Genomic DNA, 16,721 nt, shown 5'->3' with positions numbered 1-16,721 from the left:
AATGCGTCTATCTATCTTAAAACAAGAATTATTGGATCGCCAGAAAAAATTCGTTTCTAAATTAAATGAGGGAAACATCGACGGGGCAGTTTTATTTAGTGTAACGGACATTTTCTATTTAACCGGTTTTCATTTTCATCCAACAGAACGTCCGATGGGATTTGTAGTGGATCCGCAAGAAAAAACACATCTATTTGTTCCAGCACTCGAGCATGAACATGCTGAAGAATTTGCCTGCATTGACCATGTTCATTCTTACCCTGAATATCCAGGGGAACGTCATCCAATGGAATACTTCAAGGATGTATTGAATGAAGCTGGATTACAAGGAAAAGTGATTGGCTATGATTCCAATGGATATGGGTCTCCAATGGGATATCGTGGACCAGCCTTAAGTGATCTGCTGGATGCCAAGAATTTTGTTTCCGTCCATGGATGGGTGGAAGATATGCGGATGATTAAATCGGAAGCTGAAATTGAGCTTATTAAGGAGTCTTGTAGATGGGGGAATTTAGCCCATAGATTACTAGTTAAGTATACGAAACCGGGACTCAGTGAAATTGAGATTACAAGTCGTGCTACTACGGAAGCGACAATGATGATGATTGAGACACTAGGACCAGACTATAAACCACACGGAAGTCCAGCCAATGCCTTCTTCCGTGGTCAAATTGGGGAAATGGCCGCTTTCCCACATGCTGTTACGCAAAACATTGTGTTTAAAAAGGGTGATTTGTTTGTAACCCAGGCAGCCGCGGACGTTTGGGGATATAAGAGTGAATTAGAAAGAACGATGTTTGTTCAAGAAGTTACACCGGAACAAGAGAAGTATTTTACCTATATGTACAATGCTCAACAGCTGGCGTTAAACACGATTAAGCCAGGAATCCCTTATTCAAAAGTAGAGGAAGCGGTTCAAGCCTACTGGAAAGAAGAAGGGATTCAAGACTTAACGCGACACCATACAGGCCACAATATTGGGTTACTCGGTCATGAAGCACCGTTCTTCGATTTGGGAGATGAAACAATTATCCAGCCGGGTATGGTGGTGACAGTAGAGCCAGGCCTATATGTTCATGGGGTAGGGGGCTTCCGCCATTCGGATACCGTGCTGATTACAGAGAATGGAATTGAGATGTTAACGTACTACCCAAGAGACTTAGAATCACTCATTACAGACTAATAGGTTAGGAGGGACTCTTTGTGCTTTTAACAATTTCAAAAGAAGAGCTACTTCAAAGGCAAAAGGCATTTTTAGAAATCATGCAAAATCAAAAAGTGGATGGGGCGGTTTTATTCAGTGTAACCGACATTTTCTACTTAACGGGTTTTTACTTCCTTCCAACCGAGCGTCCCATAGGATTTTTCATTGATCCACAAGAAAATACCCATTTATTTGTTCCAGCTCTAGAGCGGGAACATGCGGAGGAGTTTGCGAGTGTAGATTTTGTACATTCCTATCCAGAGTATCCCGGCACCACTCATCCAATGGATTATTTTAAAAAGGAATTAGTGGAAGCCGGCTTACAAGGAAAAGTAGTTGGATATGACTCGAATGGGTATGGCTCCTCCATGGGGTACCGTGGTCCAAAACTTAGTGATCTCCTTGAGGTTTCAGAATGGAAGTCGCTACACGGTTTGATAGAAGAGATGCGAATGATAAAATCTCCAGCCGAAATCGAATTGATTAAAGAATCCTGTCGCTGGGGGAATCTCGCTCACCGACTCCTACAAAAATACTCAAAACCTGGTCTAAGTGAGATTGAAATTACAAGTAGAGCCACAACCGAAGCAACGATGGCTATGATTGAAACGTTAGGTCCTGATTACAAGCCGCATGGAAGTCCGGCTACTGCCTTTTTCAGGGGGCAAGTAGGGGAAATGTCCGCATTCCCACATGCGGTTACCCAAAATATTGTGCTGCAAAAAGGCGATAACCTGGTTACAGCAGCACTTTGTGATGTATGGGGTTATAAAAGTGAGTTAGAAAGAACGATGTTTGTTCAGGAAGTAAGTGCAGAACAAGAGAAGTTTTTTGGGATTATGCTCGAAGCCCAAGAAATTGCCTTTCAACATATTAAACCAGGTGAACCGACCTCATCCGTGGAAAGGGCTGTTCAAAAATATTGGGAGGAAATGGGCGTGACCTCTTATATTCAGCACCATACAGGGCATGCCATCGGCTTACTTGGACATGAGGCACCGTTCTTTGACCTAGGAGACCAAACCATCATGAAGCCTGGAATGGTTTTCACGGTAGAACCAGGGTTATATGTTCGTGGTTTGGGTGGTTTCCGCCATTCAGATACCGTACTCGTTACAAACGACGGAATGGAGATGCTCACGTACTATCCGAGAGACTTAGAATCATTGATTTGTCTCTAAATGGAATTCAGCATCCGGACATTAACGTAAGGGGGGCAGTTATGATTCAATTTGGCAATAGTACAAACTACTGGATTCAAAGTAACAATACCTTTGACATCAGTCGTGGGGCTAAAAAGAAGTACTTAATGAAAAGTAATCCATATACAGTAGCGTTTGATCACGAACGAACGGCACTTGTCATTACGGATATGCAAAATTTCTTTTTATCTAAGAAACTAGGAAGAAATCATAGAGGAAGCAAGCTCGTCGATCCCATTATTAAGGCTGTCAAACGTGCTAGATTGATAGGGATGAAAGTAGTTTGGTTGAATTGGGGCATCCGTGCCGATATGGCCAACATCCCTCCTGGTACAAGTCGGATCTTCTACCATGCTGGAGCCGAAATGGGAAAAGAATTACCGAATGGACTCGGATTGAATCTGGTAAAAGGTTCATGGTCTGCGGATATCATTCCAGAATTAAAAGAGATTGTGGTCCCGGAGGATATCCTCATCGACAAACATCGGGTCAGTGGTTTTTTCGGCACAGAATTACTACAGACCCTATCCAATCTGGACATTAAAACTCTATTTTTTGCAGGAATTAACACAGACCAATGTGTGATGGGGACCTTACAGGATGCACATGGCTACGGGTATGATTGTATTTTACTCGAGGACTGCACGGCTACAGCATCTCCGGATTACTCGTTCCAGTCTGTGATTTACAATGTGAATAAAATGGGTTTCATTACGAATACGGATTATTTTAGTAGTGGTGAATTCAAATATAACGAAATTGACTCCTGGGTGAACCAGCAAATCAATTTTTAGAAGAGAGGAGGTTTCACCTACCATATGGAAGTAGTGATGCGTAATTTCTTTCAATTTTTCGGGAGAAATAAGGTAGCGAATAAACTTGCGAAAAAATATGGACTGAAGTTTGGAGCCCAAAAGTTTGTAGCGGGAGAAACGATTAACCGGGCGATTGAAGCCATTCAAGAGCTCAATCGGGAAGGGCTGGTTGCCACTCTGGATCACCTGGGTGAATTTGTTTCGAGTGAATTAGAGGCCAAACATTCTACGGATATGTGTATTCAAACACTAGAACAAATTCATTCTTCCGGTGTCAACTCCAACCTGTCCTTGAAGATGACTTCGCTTGGACTCGACATCAGCAAAAACCTCTGTATGAAAAATATGCGGAGAATACTAGATGTCGCTAAAAAATATGGGAACTTTGTACGAATTGATATGGAGGATTACGGGCATTGCCAGGTTGCCATTGATATTTTCAAAGAGCTAAAGAAGGAATATGACAATGTCGGGCTAGTTTTACAGGCATACTTGTATCGGACTGAGGAAGATATTAAGGACTTAAACGAGATTAAAGCCAATCTTCGGTTAGTAAAAGGAGCCTATAAGGAGTCAGCAGAGGTTGCTTTTCCAGTGAAAAAAGATGTGGATGCTAATTTCAAACAAATCATTGAGCAGCATCTTCGAAATGGCAACTACACAGCCATCGCCACACATGATGAAAAAGTAATAGAGGAAACGAAAGCTTTTGTAAAGAAGCGAGGTATTCCAGAGGATCAGTTTGAATTTCAGATGCTATATGGAATTTGTGAAGAGTTGCAAAAGAATCTAGTCAAAGAAGGCTATAAGGTGCGCGTATATGTTCCGTTTGGGCAGGACTGGTTTGGCTATTTTATGAGAAGGTTGGTGGAACGGCCGGCGAATGTTTGGTTTGTGTTGAAGAATTTGAGGAAGTAAAGAAGATTGTTATATTCCCCCATTAAATATATTGAAAAAGGCAAGCCAGGTGGTTTGCCTTTTTATTTGGTATTCACTAAATTATTGATGGTGGCCATGGTTTATCCGGATGGCCGTGGAATATTTCCGATAGAAGCTCTATGTTTTCTGATAGACTGGGTAGAATTTCCGATAGAGTCGTCAAGATTTCTGATAGACTAAGAAAAATTTCCGATAGAGGTGCAAAGTTTTCTGATAGATTAGGTAAAATTTCCGATAGAGCCATCAACATTTTCGATAGAGTGAGTAAAAGTCTCCGATAAACGTTCAAAAGTAAAGTATATCCACAAAGTTAATAATCATATAAAAAACTAATAGAGGAATTGAATTAAACAAATAGAATAATACTTTTATAGCTTACAAACAATGAAAGGACTGATCATTTGCAAGTACCCTCAAAGTTTCAAGACCTCCAATCCTTCCTCGCTGGCCGCGTACTAATTAAAGTAGAACTCTCATCTTTTTACTCCATCTTGGATGAAGCGCAAACACAAGGTTTAATTGAAAGTAAACTAGGCATAGGTAAGGACGGCATCTCTTTCAGGTGTAACCGTTGCGGTAACAAAAAGGAAAAACTGTTTTACACTTTTCCCTGTGCCCGATGTCATAAGGACTGCACCTACTGTCGTGCTTGTATTCGCATGGATAGCGTTGCTTCATGTAGTGAGCTTTACATATGGAAAGGTCCTCCGCCAGAGCATAATCTCCCTGAAAATCCACTAGCATGGCAAGGGGAACTTTCTCCTGCTCAGCAAAATGCATCTAAGCAAGTAATCAAAGCTATCCAGAAAAAAGAAAACCTCCTCGTTTGGGCCGTGTGTGGAGCGGGGAAGACGGAGATTTTATTTCAAGGAATTGAAGTAGCGCTGCTGAAAGGGGAGAGGGTGTGCATTGCAACGCCACGAACTGACGTAGTTCTAGAACTCCTACCTCGACTACAAAAAGCCTTCCCTGAAATAAAAGTAGTGGGTCTTTATGGTGGCAGTGAAGACCGGAACACTTATGGACAACTCGTGATCTCCACAACTCATCAGCTCTACAGATATAAAGAAGCTTTCGACACGGTCATTGTTGATGAGGTGGATGCATTTCCTTATTCAGCAGATGCGACTTTGCAGCAAGCGGTGAAAAAATCACAAAAGCCCCAAGCTACAACCATCTACTTAACCGCAACTCCCAATCCAAGACTACAGTACCAAGCTCAAACAAAGAAACTCCCATCTGTAAAAATCCCTGCCCGTTATCATCGACATCCACTTCCAGTTCCAGTCTACAGGTGGATAGGAAATTGGAAAAGAACACTCAAACGAAAGAAACTTCCACAGGAACTGTTAAAGTGGCTAGAACCTCGACTCCAATCGCAAAAACCAGTTCTCCTTTTCTTCCCACATATCGAAACCATGGAAGAAGCACTCCCACTTTTCCAGCAGCTTCATCCACATATAGAATCTGTCCATTCCGAAGACCCCAATCGAAAGGAAAAGGTCCAAAAAATGCGTGAACGAAAAACACCACTGCTATTAACCACTACGATTTTAGAAAGAGGTGTCACCTTCCCAAACTTAGATGTTGCAGTTCTAGGAGCAGAGGAACGAATTTTTACTGAAAGTGCCCTTGTACAAATAGCTGGCAGGGTAGGGAGGAGTGCCGATTTCCCTAAAGGAGAGATAGTCTTTTTCCACTTTGGAAAAACAACGGAAATGGTGAAAGCAAAGAAACACATAGAATCTATGAATCGCAAGGCGGTGAAGGAGGGATACATTGAATAGTTTTATAGAAGAACTAATCCAATTATTTGTCTACCCTGACTGTCTTTTTTGCCACCAAAAGCGGGAACCTGATACCTCTTGGACAAGTTTAATATATGGTGACCACGCTGTTCTTTGTCATACCTGCCAAGGTAAACTTGAATTTTTAGAAGGTGAGCTTTGTGAAAAGTGTTCTCGTCCACTAGGAAAGCTTGAACCCGCGTATCGTAAAGGAAGCATCTGTTATGACTGCTGGAGATGGGAAGAGGACCTTGAATGGCAAGGTTTATTACAAAGAAACCACTCCCTCTATTTCTACAATGATTTTCTAAAAGAAGTCATCGCCCAATATAAGTTTCGCGGGGACTACGTCCTAGCTCAAATTTTTCAAAGAGACTTCAAACAAAAAATTAAAAAACTCAAACCTGACTTCCTCATCCCTATCCCACTATCAAAAATACGACTACAAGAAAGAGGCTTTAACCAAGTTGAAGCCATTCTGCAAGAGGCAGGTCTTACGTTTGAGTCACCCCTTGAAAGGCACCATAGTGAAAAACAATCCAAAAAGCAAAGAGATGAACGCTTCGCACAGTCCAACCCTTTCCGGTGGAACAGCGAAATTTCCGTTGAAGGTAAACAAGTTCTCATCCTTGACGATATCTATACTACAGGCTCGACTATTAGACATGCAGCCAAGATTTTGAAGGACCATGGTGCAAGGGAAGTCCAATCTCTTACGATTGCTAGATAAGGAGGTTTGACCCTCGCCAGGCATCTAGCATGTCAGTATAATAGAGTTTAAGAGATGAATATCGGTGAGGTGGGTTTCATGGCAAATCTTTCAAACTGTCCGAACTGCGATAAACTTTTTGTATTGAATGCATTTCGAGACGTGTGTGATGATTGCTTTAAAGAAGAAGAACGTCAATTTGAAACGGTTTATGCGTTTATTCGTAAGCGAGAAAATAGAACGGCAACACTTGCAGAAGTGGTAGATGGTACAGGTGTACCTGAAAAGCAGATTCTGAAGTTTATAAAAAAAGGTAGAATTCAATTAAGCCGTTTTCCTAGCTTAGGATATCCTTGTGAGAAGTGTGGAACACCAATTAAACAAGGAAAACTGTGCGATAATTGTACGAGTACACTACGTTCTCAGCTTGAGAATCTTCAAAAAGAAGAAGAACGTCAAAAAGAAATCGAATTACGAGAGAGAACTAGAACCTATCATACAAAAAAGTAGAGGAAGGGAGCAGACGGCCATGATTGCCTAAGCTCTTTTTCATTGTAAGTCGTCAATCTTCGCGTTTTCGATGTCGAATATTGGTAAACGAAAAAATTAAACAAAACCCATTCGTCTCCGATATTACTAATAGATAATGCTTTCGAACGGAAAGAAAGTGAGGTTTTCCTATGAAAATTCATAACTTTGGGGTTACCGGAATGAACCCTTATAAAAAGCAGATGGCTAAAACAAATGCCCAAATGCAAAAAGCACAACTAGGCTCAGATAAAATCGAGATTTCAAATACAGCAAAAGAGCTTCAACAAAACTCAAGTGTCATAGTTGACCGCCAGAAAAAACTAGAAGCCATTCAAAAGCAAATCGAAACAGGAACCTATAAAGTAGATCCTGAAAAAGTAGCGAAAAGCATGGTGGACTTTTTCAGCAAAAAGAACGACCAGTAATCAATAAAAGGAGGAAGGACCATGTCTGAACAGAACTTACAAACACAGCTAGAAACACTGCTTCAGCTTCACAAACAGCTATTAGAAGCGGCCCAACACAAAACAGAAATTGTGAAAAAAGGGGACATGGACGGCCTTCAGCAACTACTCAAACAAGAGCAAAAGCTCATCTTGGAAATCGACCGGGCTGAAAAAGAAAGACAGGCTATCTCAGGGGAGTTGGTACCTTCCGTCGAAAAACCAACGCTAGAAGATTGTCTACCTGTCTTGTCACAAGAACAGCAAAACCTGTTAATCCAAACAAGAGAAGAACTAAGAGCGACCATTGCTGAAATAGAGATGCATAACAACCTTAACTACGAGCTGATCCAGCAGTCACTTCATTACGTACATGTCAGCTTGAACTTATTCCATCCAAAGCAAGAAGCAATCAACTATGGACCTCCGAAAGGACCGAAGGCAAAAGCCCCTTCTCAAGTAGGAATGTTCCAGACCAAAGCGTAAGGAGGAAAGACCATGTCTTCCACTTTTCACGGACTCGAAACCGCAAGACGCGCAATGTTCACACAACAAAGCGCTTTATATACAACCGGACATAACGTTGCTAATGCGAATACGCCAGGCTATTCCCGCCAACGTGTGAATTTTACTCAAACAGAACCATTCCCAAATGCGGCGATGAACCGACCGGGAATTCCAGGTCAAATCGGAACTGGAGTGAAAGCAGCAGCGATCCAAAGAATGAGAGAATCATTCCTAGACGTCCAATTTAGAGGAGAGAGCTCAAAACTAGGCTACTGGGACACGAAAGCAAAGGCACTCGAAAAAATGGAAGAAATCATGAACGAGCCATCTGAGTCTGGACTGTCGAATACTATGGACCAGTTTTGGCAATCATTGCAGGACTTGGCAGTGAATCCAACGAATGAGGGTGCTCGCTCCGTTGTACGCCAGCGCGGGATTGCGTTAGCGGAAACGTTTAACTATGTATCGGACTCCCTGACTGCGATAAAAAACGATTTCAAAAATGAAATCAACATTGCCAAGGATAAAATCAATTCCTTGCTTGAACAAATTTCATCCGTTAACGGACAAATTGCGGATGTTGAACCACATGGTTATGTACCAAATGACCTTTATGATAAAAGAGATGTCCTGATCGATGAGCTTTCATCCATGGTTAACATCAAAGTGAACTATGTAAAATCTGGTGGAGATCCATCTGATGTTGCGGAAGGACAAGCAATTGTAAAACTAGCCGATGATGCCGGTAGTGATATGGCTATTTTGGTGAGTCAGCATGGTTACAGCGAACTGAAGATTGGTTATAACGGCCCGAATGGATCAGTAGATGAGATTTCTGTAGGTGGAAAAACGTTTACTTATGATCAGTTTCAATCTCATGGAGAGCTAAAAGGTCTAATTGAATCGTTTGGCTATGCGGATGCAAACGGAGCCGAAGCGGGTATTTACTCTGATATGCTGGCTAGTGTTGATAATCTTGCTTATACATTTGCGAAGGAATTCAATACCGTTCATAAAGATGGAATGAGCCCGAATGAGATTGAAAATGGCAACCAAAACATCGCCTTTTTTGGAGACAGTGAGAATGGCGGAGTTACCATTCTAGAAGGCTTTGCTAAACGCATGGTTGTTACGAAGGCTATCATTGATAGCGTTGATAACATCGCAAATGCAACTCCAGATGCAGATGGAAATGCAACATTAGGGGATTCAACAAATATATTAGCCCTTGCAAACATCTTTGAAAAAGGGCTGAACTACGAAGGTCCCGACCAAAAGTCCAGCTTCCGTAGCTACTACGAATCCATTATCGGTGACATGGCGGTTAATTCACAAGAAGCTGTTCGCTTAGCAGCAAACACTACGGTGTTAAAAGATTCAGTAGACCAAAAACGTATGTCCGTAAGTTCTGTATCCCTTGATGAAGAAATGACCAACATGATCAAATTCCAGCATGGATACAATGCAGCGGCAAGAATGATCACGTTAACGGATGAACTTCTAGATAAAATTATAAACGGCATGGGAACCGGCGGAAGGTAGGTGGATGAGAAATGAGAATTACACAGAATATGCTCGCGAATAATTCATTACGGCATTTAAGTGAAAGTTACTCGAGAATGGGAAAATATCAAGACCAACTTTCAACTGGTAAGAAAATCACTCGTCCATCTGATGACCCTGTAGTGGCCATGAAAGGGATGCACTACCGTTCTAACTTAGGTCAAGTTGAGCAATACCAACGAAACCTATCAGAAGTTTATCTCTGGATGGATAACTCTGAGTCAGCTATTGAGCAAACGAACAATGCGATGCATCGTGTTCGGGAGCTTGTGATTCAAGGTAAAAACGGGGCATTAAGTGAGGATGACAAAAAGGCGGTAGCCAGAGAAATCCAACAAATGAAAGAAGATATTGTTTCTGTAGCTAATACAAAAGTTGCTGGGCGACACATTTTTAACGGTACGGATGTTAGTAACCCTCCAGTGACAACTGGAGCACCACCTCAAGTCGCTATTAACACAGACCCGTACCAAGTGGAAATATCTCCAGGAATTTTACTAACGGCAAACGTCAATGGCGAGAGAGTTTTTAGTCAAGATATGTTCCAAACTATTCAAGACATAGAAGATACACTAATGGGTGAGGCAGACCTCGACTTGGATGAGCTTCTTAGTCAAATGGATGATCACATGGACCAGTTATCTGCAGAAAGGTCGGAATTAGGAGCGCGTTACAATCGTCTAGAAATGATTGATGATCGTCTTGGCCAGCAAGAGGTAACAGCTAACCGAATCCTTTCAGACAATGAAGATATAGATATTGAAAGAGTGATTACTGATCTAAAAATCCAAGAAAGCATCCATCGAGCTGCTTTAGGGGTTGGATCCCGAATTATCCAGCCTACACTATTAGATTTTCTAAGGTAGAAAGCTATTCTAGTTGGAATAGCTTTTTTCTATAAGATAGGGGGAGTTGTAAAATGGAGCTTCCACAAATAAGACTTGAGAGTCAATCAGCTAAACTAGGGCTACAAATCCAAAAACCAGTACAAGAACTTGAACAGCCAAAGGCAGATATCCAAATGCGACAACCAAAAGCTGATCTCAATATAGAAACCAAAAAAGGCAGACTAACCATCGATCAGACACAAGCATGGGAAGATATGAACATCCTATCTCCAGCTCGTTTCAGTGAAGAGTTTGCCAATGCTGGGAAACAAGGATGGCTTGAGGGGATTGCCCGTCGTTCACAAGAAGGCGACCAAATGATGCAAATCGAGCATGGTGGAAAGGCTATAGAAGATATCTCCTACCAAAATCATGGTCCGAGAACCTATGACTTTAACATTGGCTGGATTCCGTCTCATTTTAGTGTCAAAATAAATTATGAACCTGCTGATGTAAAAGTAAAAATTGAACCGAGGAAACCAGAGATTGAGGTCACACCACAAAAGCCAAGAATCTCTTATACACCAGGTGATGTTTCTTATCAAATGGAACAGTATGCAAACTTAAAAATAGATTTTGTAAACTTGAAACATGTCGGTCCCGGATTTGAAACCTCCATATAAAGGATGAGTTATGATGAAATTAGTTACAAAATATCACGGTAAAATTGAAATTGAACAATCTGAAGTTATCCATTTTCCAAAAGGTATCCCTGCCTTTGAAGAAGAACAGGAATTTATATTATTGCAATTAACAGATGAAAAAATCTATTATATCTTACAGTCTGTAAAAACGCCTGACTTGGGCTTTGTTGTTACAGACCCGTTCTTGTTTTTTAAAGACTATGATTTCCAACTAGATGAATCAACAGTTAAGGCACTTGACCTAAAGTCACCAACTGATGTAAAAATTTTAACCATCGTCTCTGTGAGAGACCCATTTAGTAACTCTACAGCTAATCTCCAAGCGCCAATTGTAATAAATGCAAACAAAAATAGAGCGAAGCAAGTTGTTCTAAATGTTGAAAACTACCACACGAAGCACCGGTTGTTCAATGAGATTCCGGTCGGATCGGAGGGGTAAAACATGTTGGTACTGACACGGAAGAGTGGAGAGGCCATTCAAATTGGAGGTGACATCGAAATTTCCATCGTTTCGGTAAAAGGAGACCAAGTAAAACTAGGAATAAATGCGCCGAAAGATGTAGAAATTTTGCGGAAGGAAATTGTAGTTCAAATACAAGAAGAAAACAAACAAGCCTCCATTGTAATTGGGGATTTAATGACGTTAATTGGAAATAAAAACTAAGCTGACTCCTTTCGACGAAAAAGGAGTCTTTTCCTATTAATTCGTTTAAATTTTTTCCAAACTCTATAAAACTAATTCGAACTAGGTCGATATACATAGTGTAAGAGTTGGAAAAGGGCGGCCGACCTGGAACGACTCTAAAAATTAGATCGACGAATCACAAGGACGTGATTCGCTCAACATTCAAGGAGGAAATTATAATGAGAATTAATCACAACATTGCTGCGTTAAATACGTATCGTCAATTAGGTGCAGCAAACGCTGGTCAATCAAAATCAATGGAGAAACTATCTTCAGGTCTTCGTATTAACCGTGCTGGAGATGACGCTGCTGGTTTAGCAATTTCCGAAAAAATGCGTGGACAAATTCGTGGATTAGAAATGGCATCTAAAAACTCACAAGATGGTATTTCTCTAATCCAAACGGCTGAAGGTGCATTAAATGAAACGCATAGTATACTACAACGTATGCGTGAATTAGCTGTACAATCCGCAAATGATACGAATACTAATAAAGACCGTGAACAGCTACAAGCTGAAGTAGATGAGCTTGCAAAAGAGATTACACGTATTTCTGATACTACAGAATTTAATACTCAAAGCTTATTAGACGGTACTTTCTCTGGTACATTCCAAATTGGTGCTAACGCAAATCAAAATATTGATTTATCAATAAATGGTATGGATTCTGCTGATTTAGCTGTTGCAGCTTCAACTAAAACAGTGACTACATTCGATAGTAATATTGATTTCTCAAAATCTACAACAGCTACAGTATCATTTGAAGTAGTAACTAATAGTGCAACTGTAACAGCAGGAAATACTTTATCAGCTACAGTTGCAGTAGATTCAGCAAATAATATTGTTATTACTTTAGGGAAGACTACAGCAGGAAATGTTACTCTGGCAGCTACAGCAGCAGTAGAACTTATTAACAACAGTACTGCAGCAGCAGCACTTGTAACAGCTCAAGTAAATACAGCTGGTGATGGAACTATTTCGGCTGCTGTTACTGCAGCAAATATTACTGGAGTCACAGCTTATGATTTAACAAAAGGAATTGATATTGAAACTCAATCTGCTGCAGATTCTGCAATTACAGTAATTGATAATGCAATCAATACTGTTTCAAATGAACGTTCAAAACTAGGTGCATATCAAAATCGTCTTGAACATACTATTAACAACTTAGGTACATCTGCAGAAAACTTAACTGCTGCAGAATCTCGTATTCGTGACGTAGACATGGCTAAAGAGATGATGGCACAAACTAAGAATTCAATTCTTGCTCAAGCTGCTCAAGCGATGCTTGCACAAGCAAATCAACAACCACAAGGTGTTCTACAGTTATTAAGATAATAGTATAAAATTAGTTTTTGAGTTGAAATATAAAAAAGAGTAGAGTTATATTAACTCTACTCTTCTTTATAGGGGGATAAAAAATGAGTTTTGCACAAAAAAATATTTCAGCACTTCTATCCAAACCATATTATTCAGAACAGGTAATTAATCGAATTAATGAAAAAGGGAATAAACAACTAAACAACGACCTAATTTTTGAAGTTGAAAGCTATTTAAAATTGGATTCTGACCATAAGTTATCAGAAAATGATTTTAATTCACATATAAATATTATTTTATTTGGTTTCTTTAATATTGAATTAGTAAAAAATCTTTTAAGTAAAATGTCTAATTTTTCAACATTAACTATATTTGAGAAAGATATTGACATATTACTATATACTTTTGGGAATAAGGATGTATCTCAAATTCTAGAAGATACAAGGGTTGTGCTCTTAACCGGACAAAAATCTGAAGTTAGAAGCTATATAAATACTCGTGTATCTACACGTGATTATAGTTATAATTTACCAAGGATAAAAATGATTTCTTCTAAATATATGGAAATCACTAATGAAGAATATATCAATGAAATTTTTCATTATCTAATAAACCAAACAAAATATATTGCAAGTACATTAGGTAATGATATTAACGATATGTTGGAAGGATTTGATCATTCAATTGAAAATTGGCCAAATCTATTAAAAAGCATTGGAGTAAATGACTTAAAGGACAAATACAAAGGTATCCCAGCGGTTATTGTTTCAGCAGGGCCGTCACTGGACAAAAATATACAGTACCTGAAAGATGTATATGGGAAGGCTTTAATCCTTACTGTTGATACAACTTTAAAGAAAGTTTTAAATTTAGGTATAGTTCCAGATTCTGTCTCTACAATAGAGCGGCCAAAGAATATGTACTCAATTTTTTATGAAGATGTTGATATTCCAAAAGAAACTGTCTTTATTGGTCCATCAGTTGTTACTAAGAAGATTATTGATGAATTTGATAGATTTATCTTTACAGGTAGACGAGGTGAACCAACTGTAAGGGCTATAGCCAACGCCTTAGAATATGAATCATTAGAAATTGGGATGAGTTGCGCCCATATTCCATTTGCTTTTGCAAATTGGGTTGGTGCTGATCCTATTATTTTCATTGGTCAAGATCTTGCTTTTTCCAAAGAAGGCCATACCCATTTTGGAGAAGCAAGCGATATTACTAAAGATGGTGCTAAAAAGCAGGAACTAATTAAAGTAGAAGGCAATGATGGAGAATCTCTTTTTACAAATAAGTTTTACTATCAATTTTTGATTTGGTTTCAGAATCAAATAGCTCAAAACAATGATAAAACGTTTATTAATGCAACTGAAGGTGGAGCAAAAATAGAAGGTACTAAATCAATGAGATTTCAAGATGCAATAGACCTTTACTGCCTTAAAAAGGTAGAACACCTGAGTGGTACTTTTGATAGTGTTCAGTCCTATAATAAACCACACAAAAATGACAAAGGCACTCAAGTGAAAGATTTTCTTGAAAAATTGATAGAAGATAGTGATTTTATCAGTAAAGAGGCAATTAAATATAAAGAGTGGCTATTGAATTGTGAAATACAGAATCATGAAAATCTACGTGTTTTTTTTGAAATGCGAAGAGAATTAGATTTGTCACTTAGTAATAACTATATACTCAACTTTTTGGCTCAAACTATCACACTTAAATACAATCGTTCATTTAATAGTTACCCAGTTAATATGAGTAATACAGAATGGAAAAAGCTTACATCTGAAGGTGTAAGGTATTATTCTTTGATTGAACAGGTGTGTAAAGCATTAGAAAAAAGGTTTATTAAATATCTTAGTTATATTGAGAGTATACAATAGAAGAATTTTAGAAGATAGGATGAAATAAATGATAAAAACTTATGATTTTAATGCTCATTCATTTGAATTACCAATTAAGCGGTCTAAAACAGTGAATTGTAAAGTATGGGAAGCAAAAAAACAATCACCTTCAGTTGCTGTAATAGAATATGATCTTGGAAAAAATTCAAACGAACAAAAAATTCAAGAGTTGGCAAATCATATAGTTAACATCCATAATTTGTCAGTAGTGGTTATTGAATATACAGAGACAGAAATAAAATATTCACCAGATTTATTAAATAGATTAGAAGCATATCTTCCTGGTTATTTATTAAAGGTATCACCATATCTGTCTAAAAGGCATCAAGAGTTAATATTACATGGTTCATATCAAGAAGTAATTAACGATTTACAATATAACGCCTATACTAGAATCCCAGTAAATCAAGAGACTATTATTTCTTTGTATGGTGATAAGGATTCTTATACTGATTTTGGTATTGTAGCTAGTTTGGATATTATTTATTGTTTAAAACAGTTGAAAACACTATACCCAAAATGGCAATGGAATGATTGTGTTGGCTTAGGGTCTGGATATGGTGCATATATCTTGCAGTTAGCTGAAAGGTTTCTACCTAATACTTTTTCAATGATTATTGCAAAAAACAGTATAACCAAACCAACAGCTCAAGATTTATTTACAAATAGAACGGAGCTAGAAAATGGTAAGCATAAATTTATTTACAGAAAGGGGATTGGCAAATTTCCTCTGTATTTAAATGAAGTCCAGGGATGGACCACAGATGCTTCACACCCATATTTTTTTGAACATAGACACTTTGATATTCGCAACTTGGAAAATGATTTACTTTTACAAAAGGGAAATAAAAAGACACCGATTATTTATATTGAGGAAATAAGTGAAGGGATAGAAAAGAAGATTAACTTTGTAGAAAAAATGATAAAGAACAATTATCAGGTTGGATTATTAGTTGCAGATCAGGATGAAGTAGATAATAAAACAATAGTCAGAGAAAATGGGAAAATTACTGTAAAATTTAAAGGAATTATTGATCATTACTTCAGTAGTGATTATAAGAGAAATTTAAACTACATTGACTCAAATAGCATAACAATTTTACCTGTGTATAATGGGGTATATGTATTAAACTATATCCCCGCAATGCCTGAATTTTTCTTTATTCCATCAAATAAAAGTCTAACAAAAGAAAATGAACTAGACTTCTTAGTTGAACATTTTCCAAACAATATAAATCAGTTTTCAGACAAAGTTATTATTGAATTATTAGAGTACATTAAAAATCCTGTGTTAAATCAAGATAATAATTATATTCATTTAATATCATAATTGATCTTAAGCTAACAAAGATGGGGATATGTCTTTGGTTCAGATTTTTACGTTCATTATCTATTTCCTTAAAGTGCTGGAGAAGTAAAAATACACTGATCATTATAAATAGTCCCCATCATATTAAGGTGGGGATTATTTTTCCCTTACAACACGATTTACTTATATATTGTCCTATTATTGGTATAAATCTTTTTTAATTTATCTTTGAAACATATGTATTAAAAGAAATTCATTAATGGACATTTT

General features: G+C 38.4%; 17 protein-coding genes. All 17 read left to right on the top strand.

Annotation, left to right across the window (positions count from 1 at the left end; translation table 11 throughout):
* The first annotated feature begins 1 nt into the window (after position 1).
* The 17 genes from ABDZ91_RS03465 to ABDZ91_RS03385 all read left to right on the top strand — a co-directional run bounded on the left by ABDZ91_RS03465 (position 2) and on the right by ABDZ91_RS03385 (position 16,472).
* A complete protein-coding gene (locus ABDZ91_RS03465) occupies positions 2 to 1,183 on the top strand; it encodes a M24 family metallopeptidase (protein WP_343796388.1) in 1,182 nt (393 codons plus the stop codon).
* Positions 1,184 to 1,203: 20 nt separating this feature from the next.
* Positions 1,204 to 2,385 carry a M24 family metallopeptidase gene (locus ABDZ91_RS03460; protein ID WP_343796387.1) on the top strand — a complete coding sequence of 394 codons (1,182 nt, stop codon included), beginning with the start codon at positions 1,204 to 1,206 and terminating at the stop codon, positions 2,383 to 2,385.
* Between the two features lie 41 nt (positions 2,386 to 2,426).
* Complete coding sequence (locus tag ABDZ91_RS03455; protein WP_343796385.1) at positions 2,427 to 3,200, top strand: cysteine hydrolase family protein; 774 nt, start codon at positions 2,427 to 2,429, stop codon at positions 3,198 to 3,200.
* Between the two features lie 24 nt (positions 3,201 to 3,224).
* The gene (locus tag ABDZ91_RS03450; RefSeq protein WP_343796383.1) at positions 3,225 to 4,139 is read left to right on the top strand and encodes a proline dehydrogenase family protein; all 915 of its coding nucleotides are present in this window, start codon (positions 3,225 to 3,227) and stop codon (positions 4,137 to 4,139) included.
* A gap of 680 nt (positions 4,140 to 4,819) precedes the next feature.
* Positions 4,820 to 5,947, top strand: a complete 1,128-nt coding sequence (locus ABDZ91_RS03445; protein WP_343796381.1) for an ATP-dependent helicase ComFA — start codon at positions 4,820 to 4,822, stop codon at positions 5,945 to 5,947.
* Positions 5,940 to 6,677 carry a phosphoribosyltransferase family protein gene (locus tag ABDZ91_RS03440; RefSeq protein ID WP_343796379.1) on the top strand — a complete coding sequence of 246 codons (738 nt, stop codon included), beginning with the start codon at positions 5,940 to 5,942 and terminating at the stop codon, positions 6,675 to 6,677. Before ABDZ91_RS03445 ends, ABDZ91_RS03440 begins: the two co-directional genes overlap by 8 nt.
* A gap of 78 nt (positions 6,678 to 6,755) precedes the next feature.
* A complete protein-coding gene (locus ABDZ91_RS03435; protein WP_343796377.1) occupies positions 6,756 to 7,166 on the top strand; it encodes a TIGR03826 family flagellar region protein in 411 nt (136 codons plus the stop codon).
* A 170-nt stretch (positions 7,167 to 7,336) separates the two neighbouring features.
* Entirely contained in the window at positions 7,337 to 7,612 is a 276-nt protein-coding gene (gene flgM / locus ABDZ91_RS03430) for a flagellar biosynthesis anti-sigma factor FlgM (RefSeq protein WP_343796374.1), read from the top strand.
* Positions 7,613 to 7,633: 21 nt separating this feature from the next.
* The gene (locus tag ABDZ91_RS03425) at positions 7,634 to 8,116 is read left to right on the top strand and encodes a flagellar protein FlgN (protein WP_343796372.1); all 483 of its coding nucleotides are present in this window, start codon (positions 7,634 to 7,636) and stop codon (positions 8,114 to 8,116) included.
* 12 nt (positions 8,117 to 8,128) lie between these two features.
* The gene (gene flgK, locus ABDZ91_RS03420; protein WP_343796370.1) at positions 8,129 to 9,679 is read left to right on the top strand and encodes a flagellar hook-associated protein FlgK; all 1,551 of its coding nucleotides are present in this window, start codon (positions 8,129 to 8,131) and stop codon (positions 9,677 to 9,679) included.
* 11 nt (positions 9,680 to 9,690) lie between these two features.
* Positions 9,691 to 10,566 (top strand): flagellar hook-associated protein FlgL, encoded by an 876-nt coding sequence (gene flgL, locus ABDZ91_RS03415; RefSeq protein WP_343796368.1) that lies wholly within the window; start codon positions 9,691 to 9,693, stop codon positions 10,564 to 10,566.
* 53 nt (positions 10,567 to 10,619) lie between these two features.
* Positions 10,620 to 11,210: a DUF6470 family protein gene (locus ABDZ91_RS03410; protein WP_343796366.1), complete on the top strand. Its 591-nt coding sequence runs from the start codon at positions 10,620 to 10,622 to the stop codon at positions 11,208 to 11,210.
* A gap of 10 nt (positions 11,211 to 11,220) precedes the next feature.
* Complete coding sequence (gene fliW, locus ABDZ91_RS03405) at positions 11,221 to 11,670, top strand: flagellar assembly protein FliW (RefSeq protein WP_343796364.1); 450 nt, start codon at positions 11,221 to 11,223, stop codon at positions 11,668 to 11,670.
* A 3-nt stretch (positions 11,671 to 11,673) separates the two neighbouring features.
* Complete coding sequence (csrA, locus tag ABDZ91_RS03400) at positions 11,674 to 11,895, top strand: carbon storage regulator CsrA (protein WP_343796362.1); 222 nt, start codon at positions 11,674 to 11,676, stop codon at positions 11,893 to 11,895.
* Between the two features lie 200 nt (positions 11,896 to 12,095).
* A complete protein-coding gene (locus ABDZ91_RS03395; protein WP_343796360.1) occupies positions 12,096 to 13,253 on the top strand; it encodes a flagellin N-terminal helical domain-containing protein in 1,158 nt (385 codons plus the stop codon).
* Between the two features lie 83 nt (positions 13,254 to 13,336).
* On the top strand, positions 13,337 to 15,121 hold the full coding sequence (locus ABDZ91_RS03390) for a motility associated factor glycosyltransferase family protein (RefSeq protein WP_343796358.1): 1,785 nt from the start codon (positions 13,337 to 13,339) through the stop codon (positions 15,119 to 15,121).
* Between the two features lie 28 nt (positions 15,122 to 15,149).
* Positions 15,150 to 16,472: a DUF2920 family protein gene (locus ABDZ91_RS03385; protein WP_343796356.1), complete on the top strand. Its 1,323-nt coding sequence runs from the start codon at positions 15,150 to 15,152 to the stop codon at positions 16,470 to 16,472.
* Positions 16,473 to 16,721: the final 249 nt, after the last annotated feature.

The sequence above is a fragment of the Bacillus carboniphilus genome (assembly GCF_039522365.1).
Classification (GTDB): domain Bacteria; phylum Bacillota; class Bacilli; order Bacillales; family JC228; genus Bacillus_BF; species Bacillus_BF carboniphilus.
This window is presented reverse-complemented; position numbering and strand designations above follow the sequence as displayed.